This window comes from Rhizobium sp. Leaf384, assembly GCF_001424065.1.
Classification (GTDB): Bacteria; Pseudomonadota; Alphaproteobacteria; order Rhizobiales; family Rhizobiaceae; genus Ferranicluibacter.
The window spans coordinates 337,107-350,018 of record NZ_LMQE01000007.1; the positions used below are offsets into that span (position 1 = coordinate 337,107).

A 12,912-nucleotide genomic window follows, 5' to 3' on the forward strand; every position below is an offset into this window, starting at 1 on the left:
GTCTTTGGCCGAGCCACGCGGGCTCGGGCCGCCCGGCGCGGGCCGGTCAGCAAGGGTCGTCACGCCGGCCACCACCGGTAGAAATGGTGCACCGGGCCGCGCCCCTTGCCGATCGACAGGCCACGCCCGGCTTCCAGCGCCTGGTGAAGATAGGTTTTCGACAGGCTGATCGCCTCGACGATGTCATAGCCCCGTGCGAGGTGGGCCGTGATGGCGGCCGCCAGCGTACAGCCGGTGCCGTGATCGTTCCGCGTTGCGATCCGCGGTGCGGCAAAGGTCCGCACGCTGTTGCCGTCGAACAGGAGGTCGACGCTTTCCGGCCCGTCGCCATGCCCGCCTTTGATGAGCACGGTCCCGGCGCCGGCTTTCAGGATCGCCTCAGCCTGCTGCGTCATGCCCGTCCGGTCCTGTGCGACCGGCGTTCCCGTGAGCAGCGCCGCTTCCGGAAGGTTCGGCGTCACGATCGCCGCGCGGGGCACGAGCACGGTCCGCAAAGCGTCGATCGCTTCTTCCCGCAGCAGCCGATCGCCCGAGGTCGCGACCATGACGGGGTCGAGGACCACAGGCCCGGCAAACCCGGCAAGACCCGCAGCGATCGTCTCGATGGTCTCGGCCCGCGACACCATGCCGATCTTCAGCGCCCGCACATCCATGTCGGCAAAGATGGCCGCCATCTGCGCGGCGATCAGTGCGGACGAAATGTCCTCGACCGCCGTAACCCCCGTCGTGTTCTGCGCCGTCACCGCGGTGATGACGCTCGTGGCAAAGGTCTCAAGCGCGGAAAACGTCTTGATGTCGGCCTGAATGCCGGCGCCGCCTCCGCTGTCGGAGCCGGCAATGGTCAGGGCAACGGCGGTCATCGGGCGGCCCCCAGCCTGGCCTCCCGTCCAGCCTCCACCCCGGCATCCACCGCCGAGCGGAACGACCGGGTCGCTCCCCCAATGTCACCGGACCTGAAGATTGCAGAGATCACCGCGACACCGTCGGCGCCGGCGGCAATGACCTCCGGCACCCGTGCCAGATCGATCCCGGCGATGGCACTGACAGGCAGATCGGGGCTGAGGCGGCGGATCGCTTCGCGCAAGGTGCGGAGCCCGGAAAGCCCGACCGGCGGATCCGGATTGACCTTGGAAAGGGTCTCGAACACGCCGCCGATGCAGGCATAGGTCGCGGGCGCTCGACCCGCACGGTCCGCATCGGCTTCCGTCTTCACGGTCAGCCCGATGATGGCCGTCCCGCCCAGCAGACGCCGTGCCGTCTCCGCATCCATGTCGTCGGCACCGAGGTGCACCCCGTCCGCACCGGCTGCGAGCGCCACGTCCACCCGGTCGTTGACGACGAAGGCAACGCCCGTGCCGGCAAGCGCCTCCCGGATGGACGTCGCCCGCTCGACCATGACGCGCGTCGATGCCGTTTTGTCGCGATACTGGATCAGGGTTGCGCCATTCCGGGCGGCGGCCCGTGCGAGGTCCGGAAGAGGCGCGATGTCGGCGAGCGATGCATCGACGATCGCGTTGAGGCGATTATCGACGCCCGATGAGGTCATGCTGGTCATGGTGGATCCTTGCAAGAGGAAGAATGTCGGCCTCGCCGACGGCGGCGAGCGCGTCGAGAAACAGTGGCGCGAAGGTGCCGGGACCCTGTGCCCGCGACGCTGCCCGTTCGGCCGCGACGCCGGTGACCGCGAGGGCGGAACCGGCCGCCACCAGCGCATCGGGCTCGGCGGCGAGAAAGGCTGCGATGACGCCGCCCGAGAGGCAGCCTGTGCCGGTGACCTGCGCCATGAAGGGATGTCCGTTGGCGATCTCCACGCAGGAATGGCCGACCTGCAGCCGATCGACCGGACCGGTCACGATCCGCAGGATGCCGGGCGTCTCGCCGATCAACGCCATCTCGGCGCGATTGCCGCGCACGACGGTCGGGCGAAGCGCGATCAGCTCCTGTGCGAAAGCGAGCCGGGACGGCGAGTAATCGCAATGGACGGGATCGACGATCCAGGGTTTGCCCTGTGCCCGCGCCACCGCGACGCCGAGCCGGATCGCCGCACGCCGTTCCGCGTCGAGCGTGCCGAGATTGACGGTCAGCGCATCCGCGCGGGCAACAAAGCTCTCGACCTCTTCGAGCGACCCGGTCATCGAGGGCAGGCCACCGATGACCGTAATGCCGTCGGCCGTGAACTTCTGGACCACGGTGTTCATCAGACAGTGGACGCGCGGACGCGCCTGCCGCACCCGCGCCAGGATATCCGCAGCGATCTGTGCACTGAGACCGGTCATTTCAGCTCCACGGCGATGTCGGCGACATCCGGCGCTTTCGCGATCAAGCCCTCATCCTTCATGAAGGCGCCGAAGCGGGCATAGCGGCCCGTGTCGAGCGCCGCGGGACGCTTGGCGAACCGTGGCAGCGTGTCGAAAAAGGCGGTGCGGTTCAGCTCGTCGTCGAGGTTCGGATAGGCTTTGGCAAACACGGCCCAGGCCTCGTCCGGATGGTTGGTGAGAAAGATGGAGGCCTCCTCGACGGCGGCGAGGAAGCGCGGCAGACGGTCGTCCGAAAGGAGATCCCGATGCGTGACGAAGACGAGTTCGTCATAGGTCGGGATGCCGTGCTCCTCGAGGAAGAAGGCGCGTCCCGGATGACCCTCGAGCTTCATCTGGGTCAGCTCGAAATTGCGATATCCGCCGATCGTGGCATCGACGGCCCCGGAAATGAGCGACGGCGACAAGGAGAAGTTGACGTTGACGAGGTCGACATCGTCCTTTCCGAGCCCTGCAGACGCCAGCATGCGCTGCAGCAGCACGTCCTCGAAACCCGAAACCGAATACCCGACCTTGCGCCCCTTCAGATCCTTCAGGCTCTTGATCGGCCCGTCGGCGAGAACCGTCACCGTGTTCAAGGGTGTTTCGACCAGGGTCCCGAACCGCACGATCGGCAGGCCCGCGTCATGGTCACGGTAGAGATTGGGCTGGTAGTGGATGCCGATATCCGCCTGCTTGGCCGCGACCAGCCGCGGCACGACCGACGGGTCGGCGGGCGGCACGAGCTCGACATCGAGCCCGGCCTTGGCAAACAGCCCCTTTTCCTGCGCGATCACCAGGGGTGCGTGGTCAGGATTGACGAACCATTCGAGCAGCACGGTCAATTTGTCGGCGGCTTGAGCGGAGGTGGTCAGAAGACCGGTCATGGCGAGCATCGTCGCGACGAGAAGGCGGATCATCAAGATCTCCAGGATGAGACGGTTTCAAAGGATTTGGTGGCCAGCCGCGGGGGGTCGCTCTCGCGCGCCCAGGGTGCGAGGCGAGACGTGAGGATATCGACCAGCAGGCGCAGGATGAGGGTTATGAGGGCCAGCACCGCCATGGCGGCAAAGACGGTCGCGGTCTGCATGCGGGCATTGGCCTGCACCATGACGAAGCCGAGGCCGGCCGACGCCCCGACCCACTCGCCGACCACGGCCCCGAGCGGCGCCAGCGGCGCGGCGACCCGCAGGCCGGAGACGAGGCTTGGAAGCGCGAGCGGTGCGCGCACCGACACCAGAGCCTGCCAGTGCGTGGCCTGCGTCAGCGACACCGCGTCCACGATGTCCCGCTCCGTCCGGTTCAACCCGTCCGCAAAGGCGGAGGCGACGGGGAAGAAGATGATCAGCACCGTCATCGCGACCTTGGACGCCATGCCGAAGCCGAGCCAGACGACGAGGATCGGTGCAAGCACGAAAACCGGCAGCGCCTGGAGAACGAGAATCGTCGGCCAGACGAACGGTCCGAGGCGCGGATGCGCCGCAAGCACGAACGCCGTTCCCGCGCCGAGGGCCGCACCGGCCACGAGCCCGATCAGGATTTCCGAAAGGGTCACGAGGCTCTGCGCCATCAGGAAGGCGGGCTGGTCGCGAAACACCGCGACAACCGCCAGCGGCGACGGCAGCAGATAGGCCGGTGGCGAGAATGCGGTCGTGCTTGCCTGCCACAGCAGCACCAACACACCGAGCCCCAGGGCCGCATGCAGGGCGCGCACGGCTAGCCGTTCACCTGATGCGGCGGGAAAAGCGGACAAACGGGCGGCAGCATGAGCGATCTCCACATCGGCGACGGAGATCCAGGCGAGCGGAGAAGAGAGAAAGGGCCGTGGGTGGACACCTGTTTTCCGTTCCTACGCCGGTATGACCCGGATCAGGTTCATAACGGTTCGGCTTTCGCCATCTCAGCCCCTTGAAGGACACCCGTCGGAATGCCGCTAACCTATGAAAACAATGGGGTTTTTGTCAACACCCTTGTGCTGAGGAGCTGTACGCCCTCGCCCATCAGTCTGAAACTGCTCATTTTAGTGCTCATTTTGCTCTCGACTGAACACGCCGTTTAAAGCCTAAAGACAGGAAGTTGCAGTAATTCGAAATGATTTTGTATAACAACAGAATTTAAAATCATTTTTTAAATTCATTTTCCCGAAAAAATGCTAAATCCATCATGGTAATCGGTAATTTTCTGCTGCTTTCGCTTCACTTCTTCCTCAAGACGACGCATTCCGTCTCGATTCTCTGCTATGATGCTATGATGCCTTTCTATAGGTTTTGATCCCTTGATAGAGACCTCTAATGTAATGTTAAACTTCAGGGTCGATTGCCATTGATCAGTATCACAGAGACAAAGCAGGTGAGATCAGAGCCGCTTCTTACGCTCTTCGACTTCAACGCCAATGGATCGTCCGATAAGCCAGCCGATTAAAGCGAAGACGATGAGCGCCACGCCTCTACCTGATATCGCCCCGCCACTTGATGTAATCCCAAATCCGGGAATGAACAGGGCGATGAAGATGCCGATGACCATGCCCGTAGAGGCGCATCGGCGACGGGTCGATGACCAAGCAAGACGAGCGACGATTTCATTCATGCGGACAACCTCACGTTTGCTGCATGATGACCGGAGCGCTTGTGCAGGTAAAGCAATTGCGGATGCTGCAATTTTTTTCCGGCTAATGGCGGCTACAGCAGGAAAAAGATTTCCTATATGAGTCAACAGTTGCGGGATTGTCGTGGGCGCATTGGTTTTGATTGCCATTAATTGCCACATATTGACATTATGGCATTTCCAGCATACATATTTCCGCGTCTGCACAGATCGACTGAGGTTTCTCGCGTAGAGACTGATAGTGCGGATGTCGTCGGTTAATTCCGGTCACTTGCTTATGGCTGTGGGCTCTTAGGAGTTTGACTTAGTCGAGGATACCATATGGGGGGCGGCACAAACCGTCCCCCGCCTTTTTTAGCGGTATCGGATATTTTTCTTCGTGTGATGTGCCAGTCTTCCAAACGGCATTGATGTCACAACCCCTACTCTCTCATCCTTCACATAGGCACTTTCGATATGTGCGTCGAGATAATGGGATGAGCCGTCTATCGGCTGAACGTCCGAGTTTTTCAGGCTGAAGAAGACGCAATACCGCTGCGATGATCCGTTACGAATGAATAGCTGGAAAACGTGCTGGTTTCCTTTGGTAGTTGTACTTACCCTTGTCGTGGGCTTTGACATCACTGAGTTGATGATCTCGACAAGCCTTGGCGTTTCGATGTACCGCTCAGGGCAGAACACCCGGGTGTGATGCGGATCATACACGAGCACATCATCAGGACCTGCTTCATCAGGATCAACCTGTCGAGAGTAACAATGCGGGCTGTAGCGCACCCATACCTTAAACTGGAAGGGCGGATAATCAGGCTCGGTCCACGAAAAGTCATAAGACCGTTGGTCCAAATGCGATAAATCGTTGATGGTATTCCGGTAGAAAATGGTTTCGTGCGGCATAATTAGATGTCTCTAAAGTGGCGAAACCTCTATGCCACACAATCAGGGGCCTGACATTCTCTGATATTGGGAAGTACAGTGTGCTCGCGGCAAAAACCCGTGGGTGATGACGTTTCCCGAAACCCCGCAAGCCTGCCTTGCAAGCCCGCAGGCGCGCTTCAGCCCGGACGCGGCCAGTGCCGGATGCCGCCGGTCATCGTTTCCAACAGCTTCGACAGTTGCAGCACCTTGAGATCGGCGAAACGGGGGCCTACGATCTGCAGGCCGATCGGCAGGCCGGAGATGGAGAATCCCGCATTGATCGACGCCGCCGGCTGTTCCGACATGTTCCATGGGACGGTGAAGGCAATGTGCTCGAACGGCCGCTCCGGATCATTGGTCGGCGAGGCCCATTCGGCCGGATAGGAAACGATCGGATTGGTGGGCGAGATGACCGCATCTACGGTCGAAAAAAGACGGGCAGCGGCCCTGCGCATTTCCATCGTCTGCCCGAATCCTGCGACAGCGTCGACGCCGGTGACCGCGGCGCCCTTCTCTGCCCAGGCATAGATGTAGGGCAGGATCGCCGCCCGGCGTTCGGATGGGAGATCCCGGATATCGCCCCAGAACTTCGCTCGCCAGAAATGGTCGAGACCATCCAGCATCGCCCGCGTCAGGATTGGCCCGACGTCGAAGATCTCGGCCCCTGCCGCCTCGAAGTGCCGGGCCCCAGTCAGAACAGCGGCCTTGACCTCCGGCTCGGCTTCAAGACCGCAGCCGGCATCCAGCATCACGCCGATCCGCATGCCCCTGATGTCGATGTCGAGGTCCATCCAGTCGATGGTGTCCGGCGGCAGGCTTGTGGCATCCCGCTGGTCCGGCCGCGAGAGCGTGGCCATGGCAAAGGCGGCGTCTTCCACCGTGCGCGTCATCGGTCCGGCGCAACGGCCAACATAATAGGGGTCGATCGGGATACGGCCGTTGCTGGGCTTGAAACCGAAGAGCCCCGTCCAGCCGGCCGGCAGGCGGACCGACCCGCCGATATCCGTGCCGATGTGCAGAGGACCGTAACCCGCGGCACCGGCCGCAGCCGCACCGGCGCTTGATCCGCCGGGGTTCATCTCCGTATTCCAGGGATTGCGGCTCAGGGGATGAAAGCTCGACAGGCCGGAGGAGAGCATGCCGTAGTCCGGACAGGTGGTCTTGGCAAAGAGGACGGCGCCATCCTCTCTCAGTCGCGCGGCGACCGGCGCATCCGCTTCCGCGGGTTTCAGCACGGTGGCGGCGGTGCCGAGCGGCACAGGCGTGCCCTCCGTGGCGATCAGCTCCTTGAGCGTCACGGGAATGCCGTCGAGCGCGCCAAGCGGTTCGCCTTTCCGCCAGCGGGCGGTGGACGCCGCGGCCTGCGCGCGTGCCGCCTCCGGGTCATAGGCGTAGAGCGCGGATATGGAGGGCTCGAACGCGGCGATCCGCGCCTCGACGGCCTGCCAATAGTCCGATGGCGTCAGGGAAAGATCGGCAAAACGGGCGCGCAACTGCACGATGGTGGCGTCGAGAAGGTCGGTCATATCGTCTCCATCATCCGGCTGTCTCCGTTTCCAGCAGAACCTCTGCCCGGTGGCAGGCGGTCTGCCGGTCGGGCATGTCTGCGCCGTCACGAAGGACGCGCAGGTCCGGTCGCTCCGTGGAACACCGCGCGACGGCGAGCGGGCAGCGGTTGCGGAAGCTGCAGCCGACATCGAGATCGATCGCCGTCGAAACCGTCAGAGGCGCGCGGTCGGGCCGACCGAACCGGGTGACGTCCGGCTCGGCCTCGGCCAGCAGCCGCGTATAGGGATGCAGCGGTCGCGCGAACACGGCCTGCGCCGGTCCGCTTTCCACCAGGCGCCCGCGATACATCACGCCCACCCGGTCGGCCACCGCGTCCACGACGGCAAGATTGTGGGTGATGAAGAGGATCGTCACACCGCGCCGGTCGCGCAAGTCCATCAGCAGGTTCAGCACCTGCGCCTGAACGGAGAGATCGAGCGCGGACACCGCTTCGTCGGCAACGACCAGCTTCGGCTCGGTGATCAGCGCGCGGGCAATCGCGATCCGCTGGCGCTGCCCGCCGGAGAACGCATGTGGATATCGCGCGGCATGATCCGCAGACAGGCCGACGGCCTCGAGCATCGCCGCAACCCTGTCCCGGCATTCGGCCCGCCCCGGCTTTCCGTCCAGCACATGCAGTGGCTCGGCCACGATCCGACCGACCGTCTGTCGCGGGTCGAGCGAGCCGAACGGATCCTGGAACACCATCTGGAAGTCCCGCCGCCTGCGTTTCAGCGCCCGCGCCGGAAGGGCGAACAGATCCTCGCCCTCAAACAGGACGCGGCCGGAAGTCGGCCGGTCGAGCGCCATCACCAGACGCGCCAGGGTCGACTTCCCGCAGCCGGACTCGCCCACGATCCCGTGGATCGTGCCGCGCTGCACCGTCATGCTGACCGCGTCGAGCGCGCGGGTCACGTGCCGGCCGGTGAAGGGCCCGCCACCGGCATAGTCGCGCGACAGATCGCGGATATCGAGAAGCGGCGTTTCGATCACGGCGCCCTCTCCCCATGCGCGCGGATGCAGCGGACACCACGGCCGGGCGTCGCCCGCGTCCAGGGCGGCTCGTCCGCATGGCAGGCGTCGATCCGGTCGGGACAACGGTCGGAGAAGCAGCAGCCGGCCGGGCGCGCGGCGAAGGAGGGTACGGTGCCTGGAATCGTCTGCAGCCGCCCGCCCTCGGGCTGGCGTCGAGGAACGGCGCGCAGCAGACCGCGTGTATAGGGGTTCAGAGGCTTCGTCAGAACGTCGCGGGTCGCCCCTTCCTCCATTCGCCGGCCGGCGTAGAGAACGAGGGTGCGTGCGCACATGCGGGCGATGACGCCGAGATCGTGGCTGACAAGGATGAGGGCCATGCCGGCGTCGCGCCGGAGATCGTCCAGAATATCCAGCACCTCCGCCTGCACCGTCACATCGAGCGCCGTCGTCGGCTCGTCCGCGATCATGAGCGCGGGCTTCATCGCCAGCGCGATGGCGATGCCCACCCGCTGGCGCTGGCCGCCAGAGAGGGCGTGCGGATAGGTTTTCGACAGGCGCGCGGCGTCCGGCATCCGCACGCGGTCGAGCAGCACGATCGCCTCTTGTCGCGCCGCCCGCCAGGAAAGCCCCTGCTGGATCACCATCCCCTCGGCGATCTGGTCCCCCACCGTCATGGCCGGATTGAGCGCCGTCAGCGGCTCCTGAAAGATCATGCCGATGCGCCGGCCGCGCACGGAACAGAGAGCGTCATCCCCCATCGCCAGGAGATTGCGGCCCTCCAGCAGAATGCGCCCGGTTGCGTGCACGGCGGCGGGCAGAAGCCCCATGACGGCAAGCGACAGAAGGGACTTTCCCGATCCGCTCTCCCCGACGATGCCGAGCGTCTCCCCGGCCGCCAGCGTCAGGGCCATATCGGCAACGATCGCCTGCCGCCCGCCGTCGGGCCCATCGATGAAGATGGCGAGATCCTCGATCCGGAGCAACGGCTCGTCCATCACCGGCTCCTTTCACGCGGATCGAGAAGATCGCGCAGACCATCGCCGAGCATGTTGAAACCGAGCACGGTCAGGGCGATGGCAAGACCCGGCAGGATGGCGAGCCACGGCGCGCGGCCGAGATAGGTCTGGGCATCGGCGAGCATCCGCCCCCAGGTCGGCGCCGGGGGCGCCATGCCGAGGCCGAGGAAACTCAGGCCTGCCTCCGTAAGGATCGCAAGGCCGAGCTGGATGGTCGCCTGAACGATGATCTGGTTGGCGATATTGGGAAGGACATGATCGATCGTGATCCGGATGCCGCCCTTGCCCGCTCCGCGTGCGGCCTGCACGTAATCGCGCGACCAGACCTGCCGCGCTGCACTGGCCGTCACCCGGGCAAAGACCGGCACCATGAACACGGAGATGGCGATGATCGCCGTGAAGCGGCCGGTGCCGAGAAGCGCGCCGAGCATCATGGCCGAGAGAATGGGGGGAACCGCGAAGATCACGTCGTTGGCGCGCATCGCAATGGCCTCGAACCAGCCGCGCCGGGCCGCGGCCGCGACGCCGAGAAGCGTCCCGGCAAAGGCGCCCATGGCAACGGCCAGCACCGCGATCGACAGCGAATTCCAGGCGCCGACCATCAGCATGGAGGCCACGTCGCGGCCAAGGTGATCGGTCCCGAGAAGCCCTTGTGCCAACGGGGGTTTGAGCTTCTGCACGATCTGCAGTTTGCCCGGTGGCAGGGGCGTCCACACGAGCGAAAGCAAGGCGACCGCCCCGATGAAGCCGATCAGGAGACCGCCGATCCAGAGAGGCCCTCGGGAAAGGCCCTGTCGCAGGGCCGTGGCCACAGGTCGGACCCGCCGGGGGGCGGACGGCGGTGGCACCCCGCTCATGCGCGTGTCCGCAGGCGCGGATCGAGCGCCAGATAGGACAGGTCGACCACGAAATTCATGACGATGACCAGCGCGGCGAAGAACAAGACGACATCCTGCATCACGATGATGTCGCGCTGCGATAAAGCCTGCAAGGCAAGACGCCCGAGACCCGGCAGATTGAAGACGTTTTCGACCAGCACCGCGCCGGCGATCAGAAAGGTGAACTGCAGCCCGAGAATGGTGACCACGGGCACCAGCGCATTGGGCACCGCATGGCGCCACTGGGCCTGTCGGCGTGGGAGGCCCTTGGCGCGCGCGGTGCGCACGAAATCCTCGTTCATCACCTCGATCACGGCCGAGCGGGTGACCCGGGTCAGCACGCCCGCCTGCGGCAGTGCGAGAGCGATCGCCGGCAAGACCAGCGCTCCGAGAGCCGGTGCCAGCCCCGCCTGCCAACCGGGAAAGCCGCCGGAAGGGACCCAGCCGAGCGACACGGAGAAGACCAGCACCAGGAGGAGTCCCACCCAGAAACCGGGGACCGCGATGAACATCTGCGACAGGAGGCCGGCCGCGTAGTCCACGGGGCCATTGCGCCGGGCGGCCGAGACGACCCCGAGCGGAAGCGCGATACCCACCGAAAGCAGGATCGCGAAGACGGCCAGCGGCAGCGTCACCGCGAGGCGCTCGGCGATCAATCCGGCAACGGGAACCCCATAGGTATAGGACGTGCCAAGATCGCCCGTTGCCACGCCGCCGAGCCAGGCGAGATAACGCAGCACGAGCGGCTGATCGAGCCCGAGCTCCCGCCGCAGCGCTTCCAGCGTCTCGGGCGTTGCCGACGTTCCGAGCATGATGGCTGCGGGATCGCCCGGCAGGACATCCATGACGAGGAAGATCACAGCGGAAACGGCAAGGAGCGTCAGGACAAGACTGAGAATACGCTGCAGGATGAGACCGGTCATCGGGGGCTCCGACACGGGCCGAGGCAGGCTGCGCGCCCGCGCCCCGGAGCCGAAGAGACGGTCTGGGCGATGGGCTGCAGCACAGCCCGGCCCGCACCGTGCGCCCGCATGGCCGATTTCGCCCTCGCCTTTAGAACCTCCGTCACGCAGCGAGTGCTCGTCCTCATTCCTCCCAATAGACCTCGCTCAGCACATTGGACGGAATGGGCTCGTTTTCCCAGAGACCCTTCAACTTGGCATTCCATACACCGAGCTTGGGCATGACGAACAGAAACAGGGCGGGCACGTCCTCGGCGAGGATCGTCTGCGCATCCTGATACAGCGCATCCTGCTCGGCCGGGTCGGTGGTCGCCTCGACCTTGTCGATGATCGCCGAAAATGCGGGGTTCTTGTAGTTGAAGTAATAGGGATCGCGAGCATAGATGTCGATGTCCATCGGCTCGGCATGCGCGACGATGGTCATGTCGTAATCGGCGGCCTTCAGCACGTCCTGGACCCATTTGGCCGGAAACTCTGTCGGCTCGATGGTCATGGTCACGCCGATCTCGGCCAGCATCGCCTGCATCACCTCCGCACTGCGCGGCGCGTAGGCCATCTGCGGCGTCTTGATCGTGAAGGCAACCCCTTCGGGATAGCCCGCTTCCGCCAGAAGGGCCTTCGCCTTGTCCACATCGTAGGGAAGCTTGGCCGTCAGATCGACATAGCCGCGATCGTTCGGCGTATAGTGGCTGCCAATGGCGGTGCCGAGGCCAGACCAGGCTCCGTCGATCACCGTCTGCCGGTCGATCGCCATCATCAGCGCCTGGCGGACGCGCTTGTCGTCGAAGGGCTTGCGCGCATTGTTCATGCCGGCGACGACCTTGAGCTCGGTATTGCCGATCACGGTGACGAGATCGGGCTTGTCCTTGAAACTCTCCATCAGTTCGGGCGCGGCAAACTCCGGAATGGCATCGACGCCGCCCGTGTTCAACGCGGCAGCCTGCGCCTGGGCATCGGGAATGAAGCGGAAGGTCACCGTCTGCAGACGAACCTTGACCGCCTTGTTCCAGTAGTCCGGATTGGCGGCCAGTTCCACGCGGTCGCCCTTGGTCCAGCGGACGAAGGTGAAGGGTCCCGTGCCCACGGGCTTTGTCTTGTCCTCGGCGGCGCTCTTCGGGCCGACCATGACGGAGGCGGGCCAGCCGAGCCAGTAGAGCAGGCTTCCCTGCGGCTTCTTGAGCTTCAGCACCAGGGTCGATGCATCGGGCGTCTCGATCGTGTCGATCGCGGCAAAGAAGCGCTTCTGCCCGTTGGTCGAGTCCGGTCCACGGGCGCGATCGAGCGAAAATTTGGCGACGGCGCTGTCGAACGTCTCGCCATCATGGAAGGTCACGCCCTCCTGCAGTTTGAACGTATAGGTCAGCCCGTCGGGCGAGATCACCCAGCTCTTGGCAAGCTGCGGCACCACCTTGCCCTCCCGATCGATGGCCACGAGCCCCTCGAACACGTTCTGCCAGGTGACCTGTCCGATGGCGACGGGTGCAGCGGCCGTCGGGTCGAGCCCCTGGGGCTCGATGGTCATGCCGAGGACGAGGGAGGTCTTTGCGGCAAAGGCACCGCCGGAGGCGAAGAGCAGCGCCGTGGAAAGGGCGAGACTGCCGAGGATCGCACGGATCCGCGTGGCTCGGCTCATGTCGAAACGCATCATGCTCGTCTCCCTGCTCGGCCCTATTTGAGACCAACGTCATGGAAGTGTGGCATTCGGAACGGCGGTGCACAA

The 12,912-nt window shown here is 64.5% G+C and carries 13 protein-coding genes and 1 riboswitch; all 13 genes read right to left on the reverse strand.

The annotated features are described in order from the left end of the window. Positions 1-59: 59 nt before the first annotated feature. Entirely contained in the window at positions 60-860 is an 801-nt protein-coding gene (gene thiD / locus ASG25_RS17305; protein ID WP_062476724.1) for a bifunctional hydroxymethylpyrimidine kinase/phosphomethylpyrimidine kinase, read from the reverse strand. After that, a complete protein-coding gene (gene thiE, locus ASG25_RS17310) occupies positions 857-1,555 on the reverse strand; it encodes a thiamine phosphate synthase (protein ID WP_062476728.1) in 699 nt (232 codons plus the stop codon). The genes thiD and thiE overlap by 4 nt, the downstream gene beginning before the upstream one ends. Next, the gene (locus ASG25_RS17315) at positions 1,524-2,276 is read right to left on the reverse strand and encodes a hydroxyethylthiazole kinase (protein ID WP_062476732.1); all 753 of its coding nucleotides are present in this window, start codon (positions 2,274-2,276) and stop codon (positions 1,524-1,526) included. Before ASG25_RS17315 ends, thiE begins: the two co-directional genes overlap by 32 nt. Continuing rightward, complete coding sequence (locus ASG25_RS17320; protein ID WP_062476735.1) at positions 2,273-3,214, reverse strand: ABC transporter substrate-binding protein; 942 nt, start codon at positions 3,212-3,214, stop codon at positions 2,273-2,275. Before ASG25_RS17320 ends, ASG25_RS17315 begins: the two co-directional genes overlap by 4 nt. Continuing rightward, entirely contained in the window at positions 3,214-4,008 is a 795-nt protein-coding gene (locus tag ASG25_RS17325; RefSeq protein WP_062476738.1) for an ABC transporter permease, read from the reverse strand. Before ASG25_RS17325 ends, ASG25_RS17320 begins: the two co-directional genes overlap by 1 nt. A gap of 115 nt (positions 4,009-4,123) precedes the next feature. Continuing rightward, positions 4,124-4,227: riboswitch (TPP riboswitch) on the reverse strand. Positions 4,228-4,649: 422 nt separating this feature from the next. Further along, positions 4,650-5,048, reverse strand: coding sequence for a hypothetical protein (locus tag ASG25_RS22850; RefSeq protein ID WP_156379798.1), 399 nt, complete (start codon positions 5,046-5,048; stop codon positions 4,650-4,652). Between the two features lie 204 nt (positions 5,049-5,252). After that, entirely contained in the window at positions 5,253-5,792 is a 540-nt protein-coding gene (locus ASG25_RS22855) for a hypothetical protein (RefSeq protein WP_156379799.1), read from the reverse strand. Positions 5,793-5,950: 158 nt separating this feature from the next. After that, complete coding sequence (locus ASG25_RS17330) at positions 5,951-7,339, reverse strand: amidase (protein WP_062476741.1); 1,389 nt, start codon at positions 7,337-7,339, stop codon at positions 5,951-5,953. Between the two features lie 10 nt (positions 7,340-7,349). After that, complete coding sequence (locus ASG25_RS17335) at positions 7,350-8,354, reverse strand: oligopeptide/dipeptide ABC transporter ATP-binding protein (RefSeq protein WP_062476744.1); 1,005 nt, start codon at positions 8,352-8,354, stop codon at positions 7,350-7,352. Beyond that, complete coding sequence (locus tag ASG25_RS17340; protein ID WP_062476747.1) at positions 8,351-9,331, reverse strand: ABC transporter ATP-binding protein; 981 nt, start codon at positions 9,329-9,331, stop codon at positions 8,351-8,353. The genes ASG25_RS17335 and ASG25_RS17340 overlap by 4 nt, the downstream gene beginning before the upstream one ends. Beyond that, on the reverse strand, positions 9,331-10,209 hold the full coding sequence (locus ASG25_RS17345; protein WP_082480299.1) for an ABC transporter permease: 879 nt from the start codon (positions 10,207-10,209) through the stop codon (positions 9,331-9,333). The genes ASG25_RS17340 and ASG25_RS17345 overlap by 1 nt, the downstream gene beginning before the upstream one ends. Further along, positions 10,206-11,153, reverse strand: coding sequence for an ABC transporter permease (locus ASG25_RS17350; RefSeq protein ID WP_062476750.1), 948 nt, complete (start codon positions 11,151-11,153; stop codon positions 10,206-10,208). Before ASG25_RS17350 ends, ASG25_RS17345 begins: the two co-directional genes overlap by 4 nt. A 163-nt stretch (positions 11,154-11,316) precedes the next feature. Beyond that, entirely contained in the window at positions 11,317-12,840 is a 1,524-nt protein-coding gene (locus ASG25_RS17355; RefSeq protein ID WP_062476753.1) for an ABC transporter substrate-binding protein, read from the reverse strand. Positions 12,841-12,912: the final 72 nt, after the last annotated feature.

Excerpts from the sequence above, each read along its gene's own strand:
- ASG25_RS17315 (WP_062476732.1), bottom strand. The coding sequence starts at position 2,276 with ATGACCGGTCTCAGTGCACAGATCGCTGCGGATATCCTGGCGCGGGTG.
- thiE (WP_062476728.1), bottom strand. The coding sequence starts at position 1,555 with ATGACCAGCATGACCTCATCGGGCGTCGATAATCGCCTCAACGCGATC.
- ASG25_RS17355 (WP_062476753.1), bottom strand. The coding sequence starts at position 12,840 with ATGATGCGTTTCGACATGAGCCGAGCCACGCGGATCCGTGCGATCCTC.
- ASG25_RS17345 (WP_082480299.1), bottom strand. The coding sequence starts at position 10,209 with ATGAGCGGGGTGCCACCGCCGTCCGCCCCCCGGCGGGTCCGACCTGTG.
- ASG25_RS17330 (WP_062476741.1), bottom strand. The coding sequence starts at position 7,339 with ATGACCGACCTTCTCGACGCCACCATCGTGCAGTTGCGCGCCCGTTTT.
- ASG25_RS17320 (WP_062476735.1), bottom strand. The coding sequence starts at position 3,214 with ATGATCCGCCTTCTCGTCGCGACGATGCTCGCCATGACCGGTCTTCTG.
- ASG25_RS17340 (WP_062476747.1), bottom strand. The coding sequence starts at position 9,331 with ATGGACGAGCCGTTGCTCCGGATCGAGGATCTCGCCATCTTCATCGAT.
- thiD (WP_062476724.1), bottom strand. The coding sequence starts at position 860 with ATGACCGCCGTTGCCCTGACCATTGCCGGCTCCGACAGCGGAGGCGGC.
- ASG25_RS22855 (WP_156379799.1), bottom strand. The coding sequence starts at position 5,792 with ATGCCGCACGAAACCATTTTCTACCGGAATACCATCAACGATTTATCG.
- ASG25_RS17350 (WP_062476750.1), bottom strand. The coding sequence starts at position 11,153 with ATGACCGGTCTCATCCTGCAGCGTATTCTCAGTCTTGTCCTGACGCTC.
- ASG25_RS22850 (WP_156379798.1), bottom strand. The coding sequence starts at position 5,048 with ATGGCAATCAAAACCAATGCGCCCACGACAATCCCGCAACTGTTGACT.